Below are 19,076 nucleotides of genomic sequence, written 5' to 3'. Positions count from 1 at the left end.
CGGCATTTGCGCCCCGCGTCTTCTTCACCTCGGCGGAAGTGGTCTTCGACTTGGCCCCGACGGGTTTGGAGCCGGCGACCCTTTTCTCACGAGCGCTCGACGCCCGCGCACCGCGGGTCGCTCCTTCCAGAGCACGTTTGGGCATGGTACCCCCTGGGACGACGACGCGCCGCCCGCAACAATGCGCATCCTACCGAGGGCGACCCTTTACGAAATCCGGCGCTCACCGGTTCCGGCGTAGGGCACACCCTTATGCCCCTGTGGAATTCGTGCTTGTGCATCGTGTGCGGCCCAACGGCATGGGGAAAAACCCGTTCGAGCCCCAAGTGTCGGTCCGGACAACCAGACTGTGATTTACCGTCAGGACGCGAGCCGGCGAATGTCGTCGAAGGTGCGAATACGCACGCCTGCCGTGGCATCGGATACCAAGCCGCCCACCATCGCCGCCGCGACGTCACGCGCCTGAATCGCGCGATAAACACGGAGCGGGCCGATCATGGCTCCGCTCACGGCGCGCATGATAGGCGCGGCGAGCGCCTCGCCCGTCCTGTGCTCGGTGCGATCGCCGAGGAGCATGCTCGGACGCAGGATATCGACGCATTCGTAACCGAGCTCGCTGATATCGCGCTCGGCCTCACCTTTGACGCGCAGATAAAAATTCATCGCTGTAGGATCCGCTCCGATACTGGATACGAGCGAAAGCCTGCGGGCTCCCGCACGCTTTCCAAGCTTCGCGACGGAGACCACATAATCGTGATCGACCTTGAAAAAGGCCGGTCGCGATCCAGCCGCCTTGATGGTCGTGCCGAGGGCGATGAAGACGTCGTCGACGGCAGGCAAGGACGCGAGGTCGCCCAGCGCGTCGAAATCGACGCGGATCTCGTGCAGTTTGTCGTGGTTCATTCCCGTCGACCGGCGCACGAGCACGACGACGCGCGCGTACGCCGGGTGCTCGAGCAGGCGCGCGAGGCAGTCCCGACCGACGAGGCCCGTCGCGCCCGCGAGGAGCGCGGTTCGCCCTTCCAAACTCATTCCGGCTTTCCTTTCCCTTTGCGAAGAAAAAACAGGGCGTAGCACGCGAGGACCACGAGGGCGATCCCCACGATGACGCCCTTCGTGCCGAAGCCCGTGCTCGGCGATGACGGCGGGCTCGTCGCGGCGGGCGCCGCCGGAGGCGCGGAGGCGCGGGCATCGAGGAGGTTCTGCTCGGTCGTGGCCACGCGTCGGGTCTCGGGATCGGGGTGCGATGTCGCCACGCGGGCGAGGATCTCCCGCGCGGACGGCGAGCCGATGCGGCGCAGGCTTCCGAGCGCCGCGAAGCGCATCTCGTCCGGCTCCCGATCCACGGCGCGCCCGAGCGGCTCGACCGCGGCCTCGTTCCTCTCGAAGCCGAGGGCCCGCGCCGCCGCGATCGCCGCGTCACGCTCGCCCTTCTCCAGGATCGAAACGAGCTCGGCCGTGACGGCGGGGACGAAGGCGCGCGCCCCCGCCGCGCGGATGACCTGCACGCGATCGTTCGGAGGCGCCGAGCGGAGGAGCGGGATCCAGCTCGGCCCGACGGCGACGAGCTTGCGCCGTTCGAGCTCCATGAGAAGGCCGGCGCGCAAGGTGGCGGGCCGCGAGGCGTCGTCGAGGAGCGCGGTGAGCGCGGGGACGTCGGCCTCCCCGATCAGGGGCGTGGCGCCGGCGAGCGTGAGGTCCCGCAGCGCGAAGGTCGCGATCCGGGGCTCCTGCGACCCGAGCATGGTGACGGTGACGCGCCCGAGCGCGGCCGGATCGCCGCTCCGCGCGCCCTTGCCGAGCGCGGCGTACGCGCGCGTGGCGTCGATCCACGTCGCGCGCGTCGCGGGCACGAGCACGATACGATCGGCGATGGCTTCGACGGATTCATACGGCACGGCCGCGGCGTCCTTCGCGTCGGGGCGCCTGCGCTCGAGGAAGAGAAGGATCTCCTCGCCGGCCACGTAACTCTCATCGGCGTGACGGTGCGGCACGAAGCGGATCGGCCCCACCTTCGCGTCACCTTCCCGGAAAAGCTCGAGAATCCGGGCCTCGACGGGTGGGAGCGGGCCGGCGCCGCGGGGCTCCGGGCCGACGCGCTCGATCCGCGCGGCCGCGATGACGTCGGCGGCGCTCGACATCTGGTGCAACGTGAGCCCGCCGGGGATCGTGTGGGCCTCGGCAAAGGCTGGCGCGAGCGCTGCGAGCGCCAGGCTCGTGACGGAGACGAAAAGCGACGCGCGGACGCGGTGCACGGCGCGGATGCTACTCGAAATCGGCTTTCGGGGGCGGCGGCGCGCCTTAGCAGGATCGGGGCCTGGGGCAAGCGACGGAGCCTTGCTCGAATCCCGGAAACACGTCAGGATCGGGCCTCGACGTCGGGGGCGAATGGCCCGGGGCGGGGAATTCGGGAGAAAAACCATGAACGATCCGCAGGATCCTCAGGAGATCGTCGATCAGCTCGAGGAGCGGCTCGATCTCCCGGTCCATCCCACCTACCCGCTCCGGGACCGGGAGATCGTGGGCATCTGGCGCAAGCGCAGCGTCCAGGCGCTCCGCGAGCTCGGGAGCCGCGGCTTCTTCGAGCGCAAGGACGCGTTCGGAAAACCGCTGCACGAGAGCCTCTGGGCCGTGGCCGACGCGCCGATGGTGGCCTCGTTCGAGGATGCGCCGGGACGAACCATCCTGCTCGGCGAGCTCATCCGGAACATCGTTCATCCGGGCCGCATCACGCAGGGCCTCAAGGGCACGTGCGCCGCGACGTGCGTGGAGATCTACGTGGCCGAGCGGGATCCGGCGGAGTACGCGCGGATCATCGCGGGTCTCGTGAGCCCCGCGGGCCGGGTGCTCCTCCGGAGCGGCGGGGAGCTCGTGCGTGACGAGGACGTGCTCGAGCCGGACGAATACGAGTTCCGCAGGAGCCCGGTGAGCCGGGTCTTCCAGGTCGCGTGCATGGAGTACGCCTACCCCGAGCTCGACTACCACAACGCCGAGGACGGGCAGTTCGAGGGCGTGAAGAACACGGGCACGGGGCTGAGCCTCGGCGCGTTCGATCGGCTGCTCGTGGGGATCACGGGGCACCGCTGGGAGACGCTCTCCGACGGGCACGCGCGTTTCGCGGCGCTCTTCAAGCGGTTCGGCGTGGACACGAGCCGCGTGGCCGACCTGCACCGCGACGCGCTTTCGATCATCGAGCGCGTGACGAGCGCGGGGGAGACGGTCTTCGCCACGCTGGAGCTGCCCAAGGTGCGGAGCCCCGTGCGGAGGGCCGCGGGCGGCGCCGATCACGCGGCGCACAAGATCCGGGTCCTCAAGCTCGATCGTCCGAATGGAACGGTCGTTTACGATGATCCGATGGACCCCCAACAAAGCTGGTTCGAGGGGATCCGGACGCACATCGTGGACCGGTACGGCCGCTGTACGATGCCGATCGCGGATTTCGAGAAGCTGCTCGTGGAGCTGAGTTATCCGCCCGAGCTCTGGCCCGGGCCGGAGCAGGCGCGGCCTGCCCCGACCGAGACGCAACCAGAATCGCGTTAACGCGGGGGCGGCGGCGGGGGCGGCGCCTCGGCGTGTCGCGCGGCGTCCACGCAAATCTTCGCGACGTGATGCTCGAAGTGCTGCCTTCGTTGCCCGCTGTGACAACGCAGGCTCGCGAAGCCGGCGGCATATCCGCCGATGGTCCCCAGGGTCAAAAGCACGATCGCAAGTCTCCGCTTCATGGTCTCACCTCTCGATTGACGTCGCCCATCTCGACGTCGGGGGCTCCGCGCGGACGAGCCGCGCTCTGCCCCCGAACCCGCGCGCTTCAAATCTCCACGCCCCGCCCGCCGAAGCCGCCCCAGAACCCCGGGGCCTGCTCGATGAAATCGGCAAGGCGCGCCCGCTGCCGCTCGTCGAGCACCTCGTGCACCTTCGCCAGCGATCCCACCACCGCCCGGCGCATCGCCTCGAGCGCCGCGTCGTGCCGCGCGAAGAGCTCGCCCATCACGGTCTCGTCGAAGCTCGGGCTGCGCATCGCCTTCGCCAGATCCTCGCGGCTCTTGCGCAGCTCGCCGCGGTGCTTCGCCGCCACGTCGCGCATCTCCTCGAACGCCGCCGCGATGGCCTTCTCCTGGCCCGGCGTCGTGTCGAGCGCCTCGAACAACCGCCGCAGGACGAAGTGCGGCACGCCGTACCCGCCGCGCCGGAAGCCCGCCCGCCCGTGCGTCCGGAAGGGCCCGCCGTGCTCACGGTCGTACCCGCCCTCCCAGCCGCCGTGGCCGTACCCTCCCCCGCCCCAGCCGCCGCCGTACGCGTTGCAAGCGCCGCCGTAGCCGAAGCTCCGGTAGCCGTAGCCGCGGTGACAACCGCCATGACGCAGCACCTTGATGAGGCCGATGAGGCAAGCGGTTCCGATCAGAAATCCGAGCATGTTCCCTCTCTTCCGCGGCTCGTCGCGCGCCGCGTCGTTCACGCAGAGGAACATCACTCGCTCGTGTGAAGCGCGCGCCCCGCTCGGTGTGAAGAAGCGCAAAGGCGCGCCGAGACCCAAGAGACTGGCCGGATCCGACCGGCCGCGGGTATAGTCCTTTCGATGCAGCGGTGGTTCTTCGGGCTCGTTTTCCTGGTCTTCCCCGGCTGCGCGGCCACCGCGCCCGCGGAAGCAGGCCCGAAGACGAGCGGACGCGCGCCGATCCTGGTGCAGCCGGTGCAAGCCACGGCCCCCAAAGCCGCGCCGAGCCCCGCGCCCGTCGCGACGAACGAGCCCGCAGCGGACCCCGATGCCGAGGACGAGGAGGGGCCGGACGACGACGAGGCCGAGGCTGCCGAGGAGGGCGCCGAGGCGGAAGCCACGCCCGCCGCCCCGCCGCCGGCGCCCAAGCCTCCCTCGCCGCTCCTCGCCCTCAGCGTGACCCAGCTCGAGGCGCGCTACCGCAGCGATCCCGCCTCCGTGGGCCCGCTCTCGCTCGGCGCGACGAACGCGGGCGCGCTCGTGAACGGCGTGCAGATGCCGAAGAGCGAGAAGTGGCTCGTGGCGGATCCCTCGTGCGCCTGGGGCACGCAGGAGACGGTGGACGCCATCGCGCGCAGCATCGAGAAGGTCGCGACCGAGCACCCGGGCGCCCCGCCCCTCGCCATCGGGCACATCAGCAGCAAGAAGGGCGGCCACCTCTCGCCCCACCGGAGCCACCAGTCGGGCCGCGACGTGGACCTCGGCTACTACCACAGCCCCCCGAAGACACACTTCGTCCGGGCGACCGAGGCAAACCTCGATCTCGAACGCACGTTCGCCCTGGTGAAGACGATCGTGAGCGACACCGACGTGGAGCTCGTGCTCATCGACACGGCCGTGCAGCGCATGCTCGTGGCCCACGCGCTCCGGAAGGGCGAGGACGAGGCCTGGCTGGATCAGGTCTTCCAGGTCCGCGGCAAACACCCCCGGCCCGTGGTGCGGCACGCGCGCGGGCACGGAAACCACCTGCACGTGCGCTTCGTCAGCCCGGTCGCGCAGGAGCTCGGGCGCCGCGCGGGCGCGTTCCTCCGGCGGGAGAAGGTCGCGCCGCCGCACGTGGCCGACTCCGTGGTGATGCACAAGGCCCGGAGCGGCGACACGCTGCAGATCCTGGCCCGCCGGTACGGGACGACCGTCGAGGCGATCCAGGGGGCGAACGGGCTCAAGACCATCGACATCAAGATGGGCCGGACGTACCGGATCCCGGTGCCCAAGCCCCCGGCGCCGCCGAAAGCGCCGGCCGTCCCGAAGCGACGAGCAGCCCCGCCTCCGCGGACCACGGCGGGCGCGACGCGCGGGCCCATGCACGGGCGGTAGGGCCATGGAGTACCGGAACAACCTCGACGCGGCGCGGATGCGCATCGAGACGCTCGAGGCGAAGCTCGCCGAGCGCGAGGCATCGCTCCGGGCGCGGGAGGCGGAGCTCGCCGAGCAGAACGCCGAGCTCACGCGGCTCCGACAAGCCGGCGGCAAACCCGCGCAATCGCGCGGCGTTTGGATCGCGCTCCTCGCGTTCACCCACGTCGCCGTCGCGGGCCTCGGCGGCCTGATCTTCCTCGGCGCCTTCGGGCGGTCGTCGCCCTCGTACATCAACTGCCCCGAGTGCCCCCCCGCGCCGCCCTCCCTGGCGCTCGTGGACGATCCCGCCGCCCACCCCCCGACCCCGAGCGTCGAGGGCAAGGCCACGGACAGCGACACCGAGGAGAGCGCGGTCACGCAGTCGAACGACCGCATGCGCCCCGAGGTGCGGGCTTGCCAGGTCGAGCAGCTCAAGAAGCACCCCGACGCGTACGGGTTTCTCGCGGTCGTCTTCGAGGTCGAGCCCGCGGGCAAGGTCGGCCGCGTCTCTTTCCAGGGGATGTCGCCCGGCTCGGACCGCTGGTGGAGCGCGGACTTCGAGGCCTGCGTGACCAAGGCCTACCGGAGCCTCGCGTTCCGGCCCTTCGAGGGGGCGAAGACCACCGCGAAGCACACGTACTTCCTCTCGACGAACACGAACCTCGGCTTCTGAATCCCGTGCACGCGCGCGCGCGCTGGCAGTATCCTCGCGCCCATCGTGCGTCCTCTCCGCCCCACCTCTCCGGCAAACACGAGCGTCGCGCTCGTCCTCGCCTCGTGCCTCGCGGCTTGCGCGTCCGAGCCGCTGCGCCCCGAGAATCCCTGTCCGCCGCCCGCGAAGAGCACGGCGCCCGTGGCCTCGACGCCGCCGAAGCCCGAGAGCGCGGCGCCCACGCTCGAAGTGCGGCTCGCGCCGACGCGCGACGGAGGCAGCGAGGTCGTCGCGATCGATGTGTCGATGCGCTACTCCGTGCCGCCCGTGGACTTCGGCGAGGCGCGGCCGCTCGTGTTCCTGCTCGACGACGCGCGTGTGGAGGACATCGACGAGCTCGCGGCGCGTGACGCAGAAGGATCACTCGCGCTCGTGCGGGACGAGGGCGACGGCAAGGACACGGCAAGGATCGCCTGGCGCGCCGAGCGGCGCGCGCGGGGGCCGGTGACCGTGAGCTACACGCGGAAGCTCCCGACCGGCCTTGCCGTGCAAGCCGCCGCGCCGCTCTCGGCGTCCGCGGGGGGTTTTTTCGGGATCGGGCGCGCGTTCTTGCTCGTGCCGGAGACGACCGATCCCCACGAGATGCGCGTGCGCTGGGACGTCTCGGGGCTCGGGGAAGGTGCGAGCGGCGCGTCGTCGCTCGGCGCGGGGGACGTGGAGGTCAGCGGCTCGCCGACGACGCTCGCCGCGGCGGCATGGGCCGCGGGGCCCTTGCATCGGGTGACGATCGAGCGGCCGGCGATGCGCGAGGGCGAGGGCGCCTCGTTCGCGGTGACGTCGCTCGGGCGCGGCGTGTTCGACGTGCTCGACGCGGGCGCCTGGGCGAGCCGGGCGTGGGTCTCGGTCCGGCCGCTCGCCGACGCGCCGCTCGGCCATTTCGACATTTTTCTGCGTTCGAGCGGGGTGACCGGGCGCCGCTTCGACGCCTCCGTCGCGGGGCGGAGCGCGATCGCGGTGGGAGACGAGGGGCTCAGCTTTGGTTGGCCGGAAAAACGTGCGCTCGGTCGGGCCATGGCGCGGGCGAGCCTCGGGTATTCGGTGGCCGCCTGGTTCGACGAGGGGTTCGTCTCGTATTTCGCGATCGACGCCCTGCGACGGGCGGAGCTCGTTCCGGCGCGGGACGTGCTCGCCGAGGTCGATGCGCGGGCGACGCGATACTTTTCGGCAGCCGAAGCCCAAGCGGAGGATCGAGGAATGCTGTTCGCCGCCGAGCTCGACGCGCGCATCCGGGCGAAGAGCGGCGGCAAGCGCTCGCTCGCCGACGTGGCGCGCGAAATCGCCGGTGAAGGCGAGGCCCCGGCGAGCGGCCCGCGCCGCGTGCCCGAGGCGACGCTGCGCGAGGCCATCACGAAGGAGCTCGGGGCCGAGGGGAATACACGCTTCGGCGCAATGCTCGGCAAGGGCGGCGCGCCCGAGGTGCCCGACGACGCATTCGGCCCGTGCTTCGTGAAGGTGAAGAAAAAGGTCCCGCGTTACGAGCTCGGCTTCGATCCGGCATCCGTGGGCGAAAAGAAGGTGCGTGGCCTGTCGCCGAAATCGGCGGCGGCGAAGGCGGGCCTCGCGGAGGGGGATCGCATCACGGCGGCGGATCTCGGAGACGGGACGATCGATCGCCCCGTGGAAATCGAGGTCGACCGCAGCGGCAAGCTCACGAAGGTGCGGTGGCTCCCGCGAGGCGAAAACGTGGACGGATTCTCGTTTGCGTTCGGTCCGAAGGCCCCCGCGAGCTGCGACGCGCCGAAGGGTCGCTGAAAGTTATCGATTCCCGAAAATCTATCTTGTCGGCCCGAGGGGTGCGTCCTGGGCACGTCGCTTGCCCTCTCATGAGGGTGTGCACAGGAGGCACCAAGCATGAAGAAGAAGACTCTCGTGGCCATGGTCGTGTCGTTTGCGGCTTCCTTGATCTCGTTTTCCGCTTTTGCCGGGACGCCCTCGGAGCTGACGTTCCCCTCCGAGGAGCCCACCGCGCAGGACGAATCTTTCTCGGCGCCGGAAGAGAATACGGAATCGGCCGGGCAATCGCTCGAAGCGCAATCGTGCCGCCTCGACGGCTGCAGCCATGCGCATGACGCCTGCACGTGTAGCAACACCGGGTGGGCCGGATATTGCGGCACGGGCCCGCACCACCGCGGGTGCCTCTACTGCCGCTGCGATTAGGCGTCGCGGGGGACGCCGCGCCGGGGCTCTGCCCCGGACCCCGCGGGGGCTATCCGCCCCTCGACCCGGACCAGCGCAAGCGCTGGACCCGGGTTGGAAGAACCGCGCGATGCGCGGTTCTTCCACAGGCCCGTGGCAAGACCAACGACAGCGTTGCCAGTCACGACGGTCTCGGTTGGCAGGATCGTCGCCGGTCTTGCCTCGGACCTGTTCGATGAACTGCGCATCGCGCAGTTCATCGACCCCGGGTCCAGCGCTTGCGCTGGTCCGGGTCCAGGGGCGGATAGCCCCTGGTGGGGCCTGGGGCAACGCCCCAGCGAAACGCCTCCCAGATGAGACCAATGCCCCACCTGACGGGCTGCTGGACGCGCTTCTCCCCCGCGGATAGGCTCGCGCCTCGTGACGAACCGCCGAGCCCTCGCGAGCTCCACGCTGGCCCCTGGGCCTCGCCGTGTGTTTGCGTTGCTCCTCGTCGCCGTCGTCGCGCTCGCCGTCTTCTTCTCTGGCCGGAGTTACTACTTCTGCGTCGCGGTCCAGGAGGTCGTCGAGCACGCCTGCGAATTTGACGACTGCTCCGTTCACGGTGAGGACGACGAGCAAGGCCCCAGCGTCGGAGAGGGCTGCTGCGAGGAACATCGGGTCGGCGAGCTGCCTCCCGCGCACAAGCGCGTCGAGCTCCCGCGAGTACCTCCGGCGCCGGTCACGACGCTGCCGGACGAGGCGGGGCCGGTCGCGTTCCTCCCTCCGCGCGGGCGCCAGTACCTCGCGCCATCGCCGCGGATCGTCGCTCGCCCAGCGCTCCCACGCGCAGGACCGCGCTCCTCCGCGGAGCGTTGCATCGCCCTTCAAGTCTTCCGCTGCTGATCCGAGCCCCGGCACCGCCGGACGAGGCTCCATCGATCGATCGTCCCAGCGCGCGAGCTGCGTACTCGCTCGGCGCGCGCGGTGACGTGTCCGCAGTTGGCAAAGACGAACTCGAAGAGGCTCATCATGATGCATCGTTCCTTGATCCTTCCGCTCCTCGCCGCCCTCTCCCTCGCCGCTCCCGCGTGCTCCAAGGACACCGGCTCCACGGCCAAGCCCGAGCCGGCCGCGGCACAACCCGCGAAGCAGGACGGCGCCCACGCGCCGAGCACCGTCAAGCCCGGCTCGCACGAGGACTGGTGCGGGGAGCATGCGGTCCCCGAATCGCAGTGCACCCGGTGCAACCCCGAGCTCGTCCCCGCCTTCAAGGCCACGGGCGACTGGTGCCCCGAGCACGGCCTCCCCGAGTCGCAGTGCTTGAAGTGCAACCCGGGCCTGAAGATCGTTCGACCTCCCAAGGGCAGCTGAGGTGCGTCCCCTCCTCCTGGTCGTCCTTTCGATCCTCCTGGGGATCGCCGGGTGCGACCGAGATCCGAAGGAATCGCCCGCGGGTCCGGCGAGCTCCGCACAGCCGGCGAAGACGGACGGCGAAGGGAAGCTCTGCGAGCACGGCGTGCTCGAGGTGGTTTGTCCCAAGTGCCACCCCAAGCTCGCGGCCGTGTTCCAGGCCAAGGGCGATTGGTGCGCCGAGCACGGCTTTCCGGAGTCGTTTTGCCCGGTCTGCCATCCGGAGCGCGGCGGACGCCCCGCCGCCGACGTGAGCGGCAAGAGCGGAGGCAAGAGCGCCCCCGAGGCGGAGGCCCCTGCCGACGGGACCAAGGTCCGCTTCAAGACGAAGGAGACCGCGCGGCTCGCCGGCATCCAGACGGTGAAGGCCGAGGAACGAAAAAACGCGGGCGGCATCCTCGTCACGGCCCGGCTCGCCTACGACGCCACGCGGCTCGCGCACATCAATGCGCGGGCGCCCGGCGTCGTGCGCACGATGAAGGTCGACATCGGCGCGCAGGTCAAAAAGAAGGACCCGCTCGCCGTCATCGAGAGCGCCGAGGTCGGGGCGGATCGCTCCAAGCTTCAGGCCGCGCGGGCGCGCGTCTCCATCGCGCAGAAGAACCTGGAGCGCGTCACGGCGCTCCAAAAGTCCCGCTTCAGCTCCGAGAAGGACGTGCTCGCGGCAGAGCAGGAGCTCGAAACCGCCAGGGCCGAGCAAACGGCGCTCGCCACGGCGCTCTCCATCATCGGGGCGGGCTCCGGGGCAGGCGGTTCGTACACGCTCGGCTCGCCGATCGACGGCGTCGTGACCCAGCGCAGCGCCACCGTGGGCAAGCTCGTCGGGCTCGAAGAAATGCTCTTCGAGGTCGTGGACACGTCCGCGATGTGGGCCGAGCTCGACGTCCCCGAGGCCGAGCTCTCGGCCGTCGCGGTGGGGCAATCCGTGACGCTCGACGTCGACGGGCTCGCGGGGCGCACGTTTTCCGGAAAGATCACGTATCTGAGCCCGCAGATCGATCTCGCGACACGCACCGTGCGGGCGCGTGTTCCGCTGGAAAACGCCGACGGGGCTTTGCGGGGCAACATGTTCGGGCGGGCGCGTGTCGACGTCGGCGCGGCACGCGCGAGCGTGATGGTCCCCGACGCGGCCATGCAGCGCGCGAAGGACGTGCACCTCGTCTTCGTTCGGCTCGCGGACGACGAATACGAAGCGCGGCGCGTCGAGCTGGGTGTACGCGAGGGCAACCTCGTCGAGATTCGCAAGGGCGTGCGTCCTTCCGAGGACGTCGTCACCACGGGCAGCTTCCTGCTCAAGACCGAGACGTTGAAGGAGAGCATCGGCGCCGGCTGCTGCGACGCCGACTGAGTGCGATGCTGAGCCGCATCATCACGTGGTCGCTCGGCCACCGCCTCATCGTCCTCCTCGCGACGCTCGCCGTCGCCATTCTGGGGGCGCTCTCCTTTCGCCGCCTGCCGATCGACGCCTTCCCCGACACGACGCCGGTGCAGGTGCAGATCAACACCGTGGCCCCGGCGCTCTCGCCGCTCGAAATCGAGCGGCAGATCACGGCGCCGATCGAGCAAGCCATTTCGGGCCTCCCGGGGCTCGACGAGGTCCGCTCCATCTCGCGGTTCGGTTTGTCGCAGGTGACGGTCGTCTTCGAGGACGGGACCGACATCTATCTCGCGCGGCAGGTCGCCATGGAGCGCCTGCAAAGCGTCTCGCTACCCCCGCAAATCGAGCGCCCGACCCTCGGACCCGTCGCGACGGGGCTCGGCGAGGTCTTCCATTACATCGTGTCCGGCGAGGGCAAGAGCCTGAGCGAGCTCCGCACCGCGCACGACTGGATCGTCAAGCCACAGCTCCGCTCGGTCCGCGGCGTCGCCGAGGTGAACGCCTGGGGCGGCGACGAGCGGCAGATCCACGTGGTCGTCGATCCAAGGAATCTCCAGCGTCGCGGCCTCACGCTCTCGGATCTCGCCGAGGCCATCGAGCACAACAACACGAACGTCGGCGGCGGCAGCCTCGATCGAGCCGGCGAAGCCACGCTCGTCCAGGGAATCGCCATTGCGACGCGCCCGAGCGACATCGAGGACATGGTCATCACGGCGCACGAAGGCGTGCCCGTTCGTGTCCGCGACGTGGCGAAGGTCGTCGAGGGGCGCGAGATCCGGCGCGGCGCGGTCACGGCGGATGGCAAAGGCGAAGTGGTCCTCGGTCTCGGCTTCATGCTCATGGGCGAGAACAGCCATGACGTGACGAGGCGGCTCAAGGTGCGGCTCGACGAGATCAAGAAGAGCCTCCCGCCCGGGATCGACGTCGCCACGGTCTACGACCGCACGGAGCTCGTGGACCACGTGCTGCGGACGGTCCGAACGAACCTCCTCGAAGGCGCGATCCTGGTCATCGCGGTCCTCTTCGTGTTCCTCGGCAATCTGCGCGCGGGGCTCGTGGTCGCCTCGGCGATCCCGCTCTCGATGCTCTTCGCGTCGAACCTCATGTTGCGGTTCGGGATCGCGGGGAGCCTCATGAGCCTCGGCGCGATCGACTTCGGCCTCGTGGTCGACAGCTCCGTGATCATGGTCGAGAACGCGACGCGGCGGCTCGCGGAGGACAAAGGCGCGCGATCGACGCTCGAGGTCGTGCGTGATGCGGCGCTCGAGGTGCGCAAACCGACGATGTTCGGCGAGCTCATCATCATGATCGTCTATCTGCCGATTCTTTTCCTCGAAGGGGTCGAGGGAAAGCTTTTCCGGCCGATGGCGCTCACCGTGATCTTCGCGCTCGCGGGCTCGATGTTGTTCTCGCTCACGTTGATGCCGGTGCTGGCGAGCTTTTTTCTGCCGCGCAGGATCGTCGAGCGGGAAAACGTCGTGGTTCGAGGGCTTTTGCGGGTTTATCGCCCGGCGCTTCAGTTCGCCCTGCGCCGGCGACGGTTCGTGATGGCTGCGGCCGTGGCGATCTTGGGTGGGGCCCTTGCGCTCTCCACGCGGCTCGGCTCGGAGTTCGTCCCGCGGCTGAACGAAGGCGCCATCGTGGTCAATACGATTCGCCTCGCGGGCGTCTCCGTGGACGAATCGACCCGTTACGGCCTCCAGATCGAGAAGACGCTGCGGGAGAAGTTTCCGGACGAGATCGAGCGCATCTGGACGCGCACCGGCACGGCGGAAGTGGCCACGGATCCGATGGGGATCGAGCTCTCGGACGTCTTCGTCACGCTCACGCCACGGGACCGATGGAAGCGAGGCGCGACGCAGGACGAGCTCGTGCGTGCCATGCAGGGCGAGCTCGAAAACCTGCCCGGGATGCGCATCGTATTCACGCAGCCCATCGAGATGCGGGTAAACGAAATGATCGCCGGCGTTCGATCGGACGTCGGGGTGAAGCTCTTCGGGGAAGATTTCGAGATCCTCAAGGAAAAGGCGCGTGAGATCGAGGCGGTCCTGAAGGCGATTCCAGGCGCCGCCGACGTGGTGACGGAGCAGGTCACAGGACAGCCGCTCCTCCAGGTCGAGGTGGATCGCGCGGCGATTGCCCGGCACGGGATCCCGGCGCACGAGGTGATGGACGTCGTCGCGTCGCTCGGGACGCGCGAGGTCGGCCAGATGCAAGAAGGGGAAAAACGCTTCCCGATCACGCTGCGGCTCGACGATCGATATCGGACCGACGTCGAAGCCGTCGGACGTATCCTGATCACGGCTGCCAATGGCACCCAGATCCCCCTTTCGAGCGTGGCGCACCTGCGCCTCGTCGAGGGGCCTTCCTCCATCAATCGGGAGTGGGCCAAACGGCGGATCGTGGTGCAGGCCAACGTGCGAGGGCGGGACGTCGGTTCGTTCGTCGAGGAGGCGAGCTCGCGCATCGACGAGAAGGTCGTATTGCCGTCCGGCCATTACGTGCGTTACGGCGGCCAGTTCGAGCACCTCGAGCGCGCCCAGGAGCGGCTCCTCGTCGTCGTACCCGCGGCTCTCGCGCTGATCTTCGCGCTGCTTTATTTCACCTACGGGCGCCTCCTCGACGCGGCGCGGGTGTTCACGGGCGTTCCGTTCGCCGCGATCGGCGGCATCGTCGCCTTGTGGCTGCGCGGGCTGCCGTTCAGCATCTCCGCGGGCGTGGGATTCGTCGCCCTGTCCGGGGTCTCGGTCCTCGCGGACATGGTGCTCGTCTCGACCGTGCGGCAGCTCCTCGCCACCGGGATGCCGGTACGCGACGCCGTCGAGCAGGCCGCGGAGCGGAGGCTTCGTCCAGTTCTGATGACGGCCCTCGTCGCGAGCCTCGGGTTCTTGCCGATGGCGCTCAACACCGGGGTGGGCGCCGAGGTGCAGCGTCCGCTGGCGACGGTGGTCATCGGCGGAGTCATCTCCTCGACGATTCTCACACTCCTGGTCCTACCGGCGCTTTACGTGACGTTCGGCGGCAGCAAACCCCCGACCGCCGAGGCTCCGGATCCGGCATGAACGCCGTCGTCATCCCGCAGAACGTCGTCGTCATCCCGCAGAACGCCGTCGTCATCCCGCCCCGGGCCACCGGCAAGCGCCGTCGTCATCACGCAAAACGCCGTCGTCATCCCGCAGAGCGCCGTCGTCATCCCGAAAAGCGCCGTCGTCATCCCGCAGAGCACCCTCGTCATCCCGAAAAGCGCCCTCGTCATCCCGCAGAGCGCCCTCGTCATCCCGGGATGCGCCTCCAGCACCCCGAAAGCACGGATCAGCCCCCCGCCGCGCCCGTCGCCTTCTTCTTCGTCCGCCGCGAGAACAGCCGCCGCGTCGCATTCGGCAAGAGCCGCGGGACCGTCGGATCCAGGTCGTTCGCCGCGTCGAAGGCCCGGACGATCTGCCCGAACAGGAGGAGCGCCACCCCATCTTCCCGATCGAGCCCCGCCTGCGCCGCAGCACGCGCGGATTTACGCTCGCCCGCCTGCGCCGCAGTCGTCTGCACGGCGTTCGCCGCAGCGCTGAGCTCATCCGCATAGGCCTCGTCGAGGCTCGCCAGCGCGAGCCGCGCCAAAAGGGGCGAGCCCGCCGGGGACTTCAGCCACCCGCGCAAGACATCAGCGAGCGCGCTGAGCCCCCGCGCGAGCGTGTCCGTCGACTGGGCGGTGCCCACCGTCTCCTCGATCTCCACACGCAGCGCCGTGTCGAGCCCGGCGGCATCCCGCAAGGCCGAGGCCGCCTGATCCCGCAGCGCGACCCCGTGAGCCGCCGCGCGGCTCGCCTCGCTCGCGCGTCGAGCGCGCGACTTCACCTCGTCGGTCGTGTCGTCCGCGATCTTTTGCGCCCGCTCGTGGAGCGCGAGGAGCTGGTGCACGGCGACGCCGAGCAGGGGCAACGAAAACCCCTTGAGGCGTCTCTTCTGCGCCTCCGAGGCGCCTTGCCAGAAATGATACGCCTCCTGATAAAGCCGTACCCCATCGACGACGATCCGCGCCGTGGCGATCTCCCGCCCCTTTTCGGTGAGCTGTTCATTGTCCGTACCCGCGAGCAGCGCGTCGAGCAGCCCCACCTGGGGCGGCCCAACCTTCGTGGCAAGGATTCCAAGCGTGTGAACAGGATCTTCATTCGACTGAATCGGCATGCCGCCAGCGTCGAACGACGGGGCAAGGTGTGTCAAGGGGCACGTGGGCCAGGTTGCAGGCCGCGAACACGGGCAAGGGAAGCGCCACGCCGGGGTTTCACCCCGGACCCCGACCAGGGGTTGTCCACCCCTGGACCCGGACCAGCGCAAGCGCTGGACTCGGGGTCGATGAACTGCGCGATGCGCAGTTCATCGAACGGGTCGAGGCAAGACTGGCGAGCGCCCTGCCCATCAAGACAGCCGCGCTGCCCTTTCGACGGGCAACGCGGTCCAACGGGCCCGTTGGAAGAACTGCGCATCGCGCAGTTCTTCCACCCTCGGTCCAGGCCGTGCCTGGTCCGGGTCGAGGGGCGGATAGCCCCCGCGGGGTCCGGGGCGGCGCCCCGGCTCCACGGTCCCCGATGCTCAAGCCGGCGGCTTGCAGAAGATGCCGACGATCGTCCCCAGGTTGTTTCCCGGTTTGCATTCGGCATACGCGCCGTCGTCGTTTGGGATGACGGTCACGTCTACTTTGTCGGCCTCGATGGTGGGCGGCATGCTCCAGTTGCAGGAGACGAGCCGGCACTCGCCGGGCGGCAGGACTTCGGTGGTCTTTGCTTCGCAGACCTTGGCCTGCCCGACGTAGAAGCCCACGGAGAGCCCTGCGCCGACTGGATCGGCGCCGCGATTGCAGATCGGAGCGCCGATCTCCGCGCCTTGCCCGCTGCACGCGAATTGCGTGCTCGCGCCTGCCGTGGGATCCCCCGTGGCTGCGCCGTTCGCGTTGCCTGGCACGTTCTGGCGGAAGTTGTTCAGCTTGGGGTCGTCCCAGTTGTTCGTCCAGGCGCTCGTCTTGGGAATGGTCCCGTCCTCGTTCACGTGCGTCACGGCATACGGATGCTGGTTCCAGATCGTCCGCGAGCGGACCCATTTGTCGTTCGCGTCCGAGTAGACGCGAATGCCGGACACGCCGTGCGGGTGGCCGGCGCGGCAGGTGTTGCCACTCCCGGGCGTGCCTGCGGGCGGCGGCGCGCAGCGGAGCCCCTCCTCGATACAGGCCGCGTCGTCCTGGGCCGCGCAGCATTGCTTCGTCTCGGAGCAGCGGCAGAATCCGGCGTCGCACACCCCGGAGACACAATCGGCCGCCTGCTGGCAGCGGACGCCCGGGAACTGCGGATCGACGCCGTTTGCGTCGAGGGTCTGGCACGGGATGCCCGTCCCGTCGGGCGAGCAAGCCTTGTTCGACGGCGTGACGAGATCCGCGCGGAAATTGCCGTCGACGTCGGCGATGATGGGGTTTTCGTACCAGGTGCACGACGAGCGATACTGGCTGAAGAGCACGTCGCCCGTGTCACCGTCGTAGACGCGGACGAAACACTCGTCGCCGTAGACGACCTCGCTCGACCCGTCGGCCTCGAAATCGAAGACGCTCGAGCCCGTGACGTTCGACGAGAGGTCCTGCGTGGAGCGTGACCAGAGCACGTACTGGCCCGCCGGGCACGTGCCGCCCACGTAGTCGCAGGGGCCGAGGTTGCATTGCCCGCCGGGCCTCGGGGCCGCGCCGCAATCGAGGTCGTAGATCGTGTAAAACGCCTGCCCGGCGACCGCGACCTCGGGCAAACCATCCCCGTCGAAATCGCTGATCGTGGGCGGACCGCCGCCCCCATTTCCGGGGACGGGCACGGGGTTCTGCACCGGCGTGCCGTCGATCGCGTAGATCATCACCAGGTTGTTCCGCACGACCACGATCTCGGGATTTTGCGCAGGCACGCCGGCGCCATACGCGCCGAAATCGGCGATGGCCACGTGCCCCGGCGCCGAGGTCGACGGGCCCGGGAAGTAGGTCTCGGGCACCCACGCGCCGCCCGCCCATTCCCAGATGAACTGCCCGTTCGTGAACTCGATGTTCGGATCCTGATCGAGGTTCGCCACCACGGAGAAGAGGCCCGCGGAGTAACTCGCATAAAGCGCCGGAGCGCCCGACGCGAGCGAGCCATCGGAGCGCAAGACGGCGCCCTCGCGCAGGATCTCGGGCTTGCCGTCGTCGTCGATGTCGTGAATGGAAGGTCCAGCCCAGCCCACGGGGCAGCGGTGCTGGTTGAAATCGCAGGGGCCGCCCGGGATGCCGGCCTGATAGGGCGCTTTCCAGAGCAATCCCCACGTACCGGCCTTTTTCGTGAACGCGAGCGTCGAGCCGTCCGCCCCGTACGCGACGATCTCGGCCACGCCGTCACCGTCGAGATCCCCGGACGCGAGCGAGGACGAAGAGACCACCCAATCCGGCGCGCCGTCGCCGTCCAGGTCGGTGCCGCCGAGGTTCGCCTCGAGCGAGCAATCCTTGCCGCTGAGCACGCGGATGACGCCTTGATCCTCGGTGTAATTCGCGATCACGGTCGGCGTGAACGCCGCGACGATGCTCGGCGGGCCCGCGGCCGCGGGCTTGTTGAAGTTCGTCACGATCGGCGTGCCCTGCACGTCGACGTGGCCGGGGAACGGATCACCGTCCGGCGCCGTGCTGAACTCGCATTTGACGCGCGGCGAGAACTGACCTGCGGCAATGACGTTGATGCACGTCGGATCGTTCGGCGGCGTCGCGCTCTCCCACGGCACGCATTGCTTGAGCATCGGCTCGCAATACGTGTCGTTCTTGCAATCCGCGTCGTTCGCGCAGCCCGCCACGGGCACGCAGACGCCGTGCGAGCAAACCTGCGTCGCGGGGTCGCACGTCGGATCACACGTGCCCGGAAACCCGCCGCCCTGCGACGCGCCGACGGTGAACGTACCGCCGTCGCCGCCCTGCCCGCCCGAGCCCGGTCCGCCCGCCGCCCCCGAGCCGCCCGCGCCCGTGCCCGTGCCGTCGCCGCATCCCTGAGCCAGCGCGGACAGCGCGAGCGCGAAAATGCCCGCCGCGGCGAGCCAGCCATTCCGTTTTGATCTCCAAGCCATGAGCACCTCGCATCGGACGCGACGTGCGCCCGCGGCGCCGGAGAGTACCGGATGGCGCGAGGGGCGGCGCGTCTGCTTCGATCCCTCTCGACCCGCGCGCGAAGACGAACTCGCTCGGGGTCGTCAGCTACGAAGGGAAGGCGGACATCATCGCTCAGGGGTGCGACGTGCTGCGGCGGGTCGTGCGGTACGCCGAGTCCCGCCCGAAAGCTGGGCATGCATTCGCTCGAGCGCCTGGGTGGGCGAGGCGGGAGCGAGCGAGGTCGCTCGGGGGATCTCGATCAGCGAGGGAGGGTCCGGCGTCGGCGCGTGACCATGCCGAGGAGCACGAGGCCGAGGCCAACGAGCTCGGAGGCGCCACCCGCCGGAGCGCCCGTCCTATCGATGTGGCAATCTCCGCCCGGTTGGGCCGCGCCGCCGCCGCTTGCGCCAGCGCCGCCGCTTGCGCCGCCGCCGCCGCTTCCGCCAGCGCCGCCGCTTCCGCCGACGCCACCGCTTCCGCCGCCGCTTGCGCTTCCGCC

General features: G+C 69.6%; 15 protein-coding genes and 1 pseudogene. 9 read left to right on the top strand and 7 right to left on the bottom strand.

The features are described from left to right. Positions 1–360: 360 nt before the first annotated feature. Both QHF83_RS44735 and QHF83_RS44730 read right to left on the bottom strand, forming a co-directional pair. Complete coding sequence (locus tag QHF83_RS44735; protein ID WP_282424243.1) at positions 361–1,032, bottom strand: NAD(P)H-binding protein; 672 nt, start codon at positions 1,030–1,032, stop codon at positions 361–363. Then, positions 1,029–2,255 carry a HEAT repeat domain-containing protein gene (locus QHF83_RS44730; protein ID WP_282424242.1) on the bottom strand — a complete coding sequence of 409 codons (1,227 nt, stop codon included), beginning with the start codon at positions 2,253–2,255 and terminating at the stop codon, positions 1,029–1,031. Before QHF83_RS44730 ends, QHF83_RS44735 begins: the two co-directional genes overlap by 4 nt. A gap of 166 nt (positions 2,256–2,421) precedes the next feature. Between QHF83_RS44730 and QHF83_RS44725 the strand changes: the two genes are divergently transcribed. Then, positions 2,422–3,540, top strand: a complete 1,119-nt coding sequence (locus QHF83_RS44725; RefSeq protein WP_282424241.1) for a hypothetical protein — start codon at positions 2,422–2,424, stop codon at positions 3,538–3,540. On the opposite strand, the gene QHF83_RS44720 is transcribed toward QHF83_RS44725, so the two are convergent. Both QHF83_RS44720 and QHF83_RS44715 read right to left on the bottom strand, forming a co-directional pair. Continuing rightward, positions 3,537–3,722, bottom strand: coding sequence for a hypothetical protein (locus QHF83_RS44720; protein ID WP_282424240.1), 186 nt, complete (start codon positions 3,720–3,722; stop codon positions 3,537–3,539). The two genes, QHF83_RS44725 and QHF83_RS44720, sit on opposite strands and share 4 nt — an antisense overlap. 86 nt (positions 3,723–3,808) lie before the next feature. Then, complete coding sequence (locus QHF83_RS44715; RefSeq protein ID WP_282424239.1) at positions 3,809–4,414, bottom strand: periplasmic heavy metal sensor; 606 nt, start codon at positions 4,412–4,414, stop codon at positions 3,809–3,811. A 162-nt stretch (positions 4,415–4,576) separates the two neighbouring features. On the opposite strand from QHF83_RS44715, the gene QHF83_RS44710 reads away from it, so the two are divergent. The 8 genes from QHF83_RS44710 to QHF83_RS44675 all read left to right on the top strand — a co-directional run bounded on the left by QHF83_RS44710 (position 4,577) and on the right by QHF83_RS44675 (position 14,513). Beyond that, positions 4,577–5,812, top strand: a complete 1,236-nt coding sequence (locus QHF83_RS44710; protein ID WP_282424238.1) for a penicillin-insensitive murein endopeptidase — start codon at positions 4,577–4,579, stop codon at positions 5,810–5,812. A gap of 4 nt (positions 5,813–5,816) precedes the next feature. Further along, positions 5,817–6,506: a hypothetical protein gene (locus QHF83_RS44705; RefSeq protein ID WP_282424237.1), complete on the top strand. Its 690-nt coding sequence runs from the start codon at positions 5,817–5,819 to the stop codon at positions 6,504–6,506. A 45-nt stretch (positions 6,507–6,551) separates the two neighbouring features. Further along, on the top strand, positions 6,552–8,297 hold the full coding sequence (locus QHF83_RS44700) for a hypothetical protein (RefSeq protein WP_282424236.1): 1,746 nt from the start codon (positions 6,552–6,554) through the stop codon (positions 8,295–8,297). A gap of 99 nt (positions 8,298–8,396) precedes the next feature. Beyond that, the gene (locus QHF83_RS44695; RefSeq protein WP_282424235.1) at positions 8,397–8,702 is read left to right on the top strand and encodes a hypothetical protein; all 306 of its coding nucleotides are present in this window, start codon (positions 8,397–8,399) and stop codon (positions 8,700–8,702) included. A 399-nt stretch (positions 8,703–9,101) separates the two neighbouring features. Beyond that, a complete protein-coding gene (locus QHF83_RS44690) occupies positions 9,102–9,566 on the top strand; it encodes a hypothetical protein (protein ID WP_282424234.1) in 465 nt (154 codons plus the stop codon). A gap of 126 nt (positions 9,567–9,692) precedes the next feature. Continuing rightward, positions 9,693–10,034 (top strand): hypothetical protein, encoded by a 342-nt coding sequence (locus QHF83_RS44685; protein ID WP_282424233.1) that lies wholly within the window; start codon positions 9,693–9,695, stop codon positions 10,032–10,034. Position 10,035: 1 nt separating this feature from the next. Then, positions 10,036–11,421, top strand: coding sequence for an efflux RND transporter periplasmic adaptor subunit (locus tag QHF83_RS44680; RefSeq protein WP_282424232.1), 1,386 nt, complete (start codon positions 10,036–10,038; stop codon positions 11,419–11,421). Positions 11,422–11,426: 5 nt separating this feature from the next. Next, positions 11,427–14,513, top strand: coding sequence for a CusA/CzcA family heavy metal efflux RND transporter (locus tag QHF83_RS44675; RefSeq protein WP_282424231.1), 3,087 nt, complete (start codon positions 11,427–11,429; stop codon positions 14,511–14,513). A 250-nt stretch (positions 14,514–14,763) separates the two neighbouring features. On the opposite strand, the gene QHF83_RS44670 is transcribed toward QHF83_RS44675, so the two are convergent. The 3 genes and pseudogenes from QHF83_RS44670 to QHF83_RS44660 form a co-directional block, all read right to left on the bottom strand. Next, entirely contained in the window at positions 14,764–15,630 is an 867-nt protein-coding gene (locus QHF83_RS44670; protein WP_282424230.1) for a hypothetical protein, read from the bottom strand. Positions 15,631–16,035: 405 nt separating this feature from the next. Beyond that, positions 16,036–18,555, bottom strand: a complete 2,520-nt coding sequence (locus QHF83_RS44665) for a VCBS repeat-containing protein (protein WP_282424229.1) — start codon at positions 18,553–18,555, stop codon at positions 16,036–16,038. Between the two features lie 281 nt (positions 18,556–18,836). Next, positions 18,837–19,076 (bottom strand): annotated as a pseudogene (locus QHF83_RS44660) (hypothetical protein); the annotation flags it as partial.

Source organism: Polyangium sp. 15x6 (assembly GCF_029960785.1).
Taxonomy (GTDB): domain Bacteria; phylum Myxococcota_A; class Polyangia; order Polyangiales; family Polyangiaceae; genus Polyangium.
The sequence above is the reverse complement of the archived record's forward strand: the minus strand, read 5'-3'. Positions and strand labels throughout refer to the sequence as shown.

Excerpts from the sequence above, each read along its gene's own strand:
- QHF83_RS44735 (WP_282424243.1), bottom strand. The coding sequence starts at position 1,032 with ATGAGTTTGGAAGGGCGAACCGCGCTCCTCGCGGGCGCGACGGGCCTC.
- QHF83_RS44725 (WP_282424241.1), top strand. The coding sequence starts at position 2,422 with ATGAACGATCCGCAGGATCCTCAGGAGATCGTCGATCAGCTCGAGGAG.
- QHF83_RS44720 (WP_282424240.1), bottom strand. The coding sequence starts at position 3,722 with ATGAAGCGGAGACTTGCGATCGTGCTTTTGACCCTGGGGACCATCGGC.
- QHF83_RS44715 (WP_282424239.1), bottom strand. The coding sequence starts at position 4,414 with ATGCTCGGATTTCTGATCGGAACCGCTTGCCTCATCGGCCTCATCAAG.
- QHF83_RS44710 (WP_282424238.1), top strand. The coding sequence starts at position 4,577 with ATGCAGCGGTGGTTCTTCGGGCTCGTTTTCCTGGTCTTCCCCGGCTGC.
- QHF83_RS44705 (WP_282424237.1), top strand. The coding sequence starts at position 5,817 with ATGGAGTACCGGAACAACCTCGACGCGGCGCGGATGCGCATCGAGACG.
- QHF83_RS44695 (WP_282424235.1), top strand. The coding sequence starts at position 8,397 with ATGAAGAAGAAGACTCTCGTGGCCATGGTCGTGTCGTTTGCGGCTTCC.
- QHF83_RS44685 (WP_282424233.1), top strand. The coding sequence starts at position 9,693 with ATGATGCATCGTTCCTTGATCCTTCCGCTCCTCGCCGCCCTCTCCCTC.
- QHF83_RS44675 (WP_282424231.1), top strand. The coding sequence starts at position 11,427 with ATGCTGAGCCGCATCATCACGTGGTCGCTCGGCCACCGCCTCATCGTC.
- QHF83_RS44670 (WP_282424230.1), bottom strand. The coding sequence starts at position 15,630 with ATGCCGATTCAGTCGAATGAAGATCCTGTTCACACGCTTGGAATCCTT.
- QHF83_RS44665 (WP_282424229.1), bottom strand. The coding sequence starts at position 18,555 with ATGGCTTGGAGATCAAAACGGAATGGCTGGCTCGCCGCGGCGGGCATT.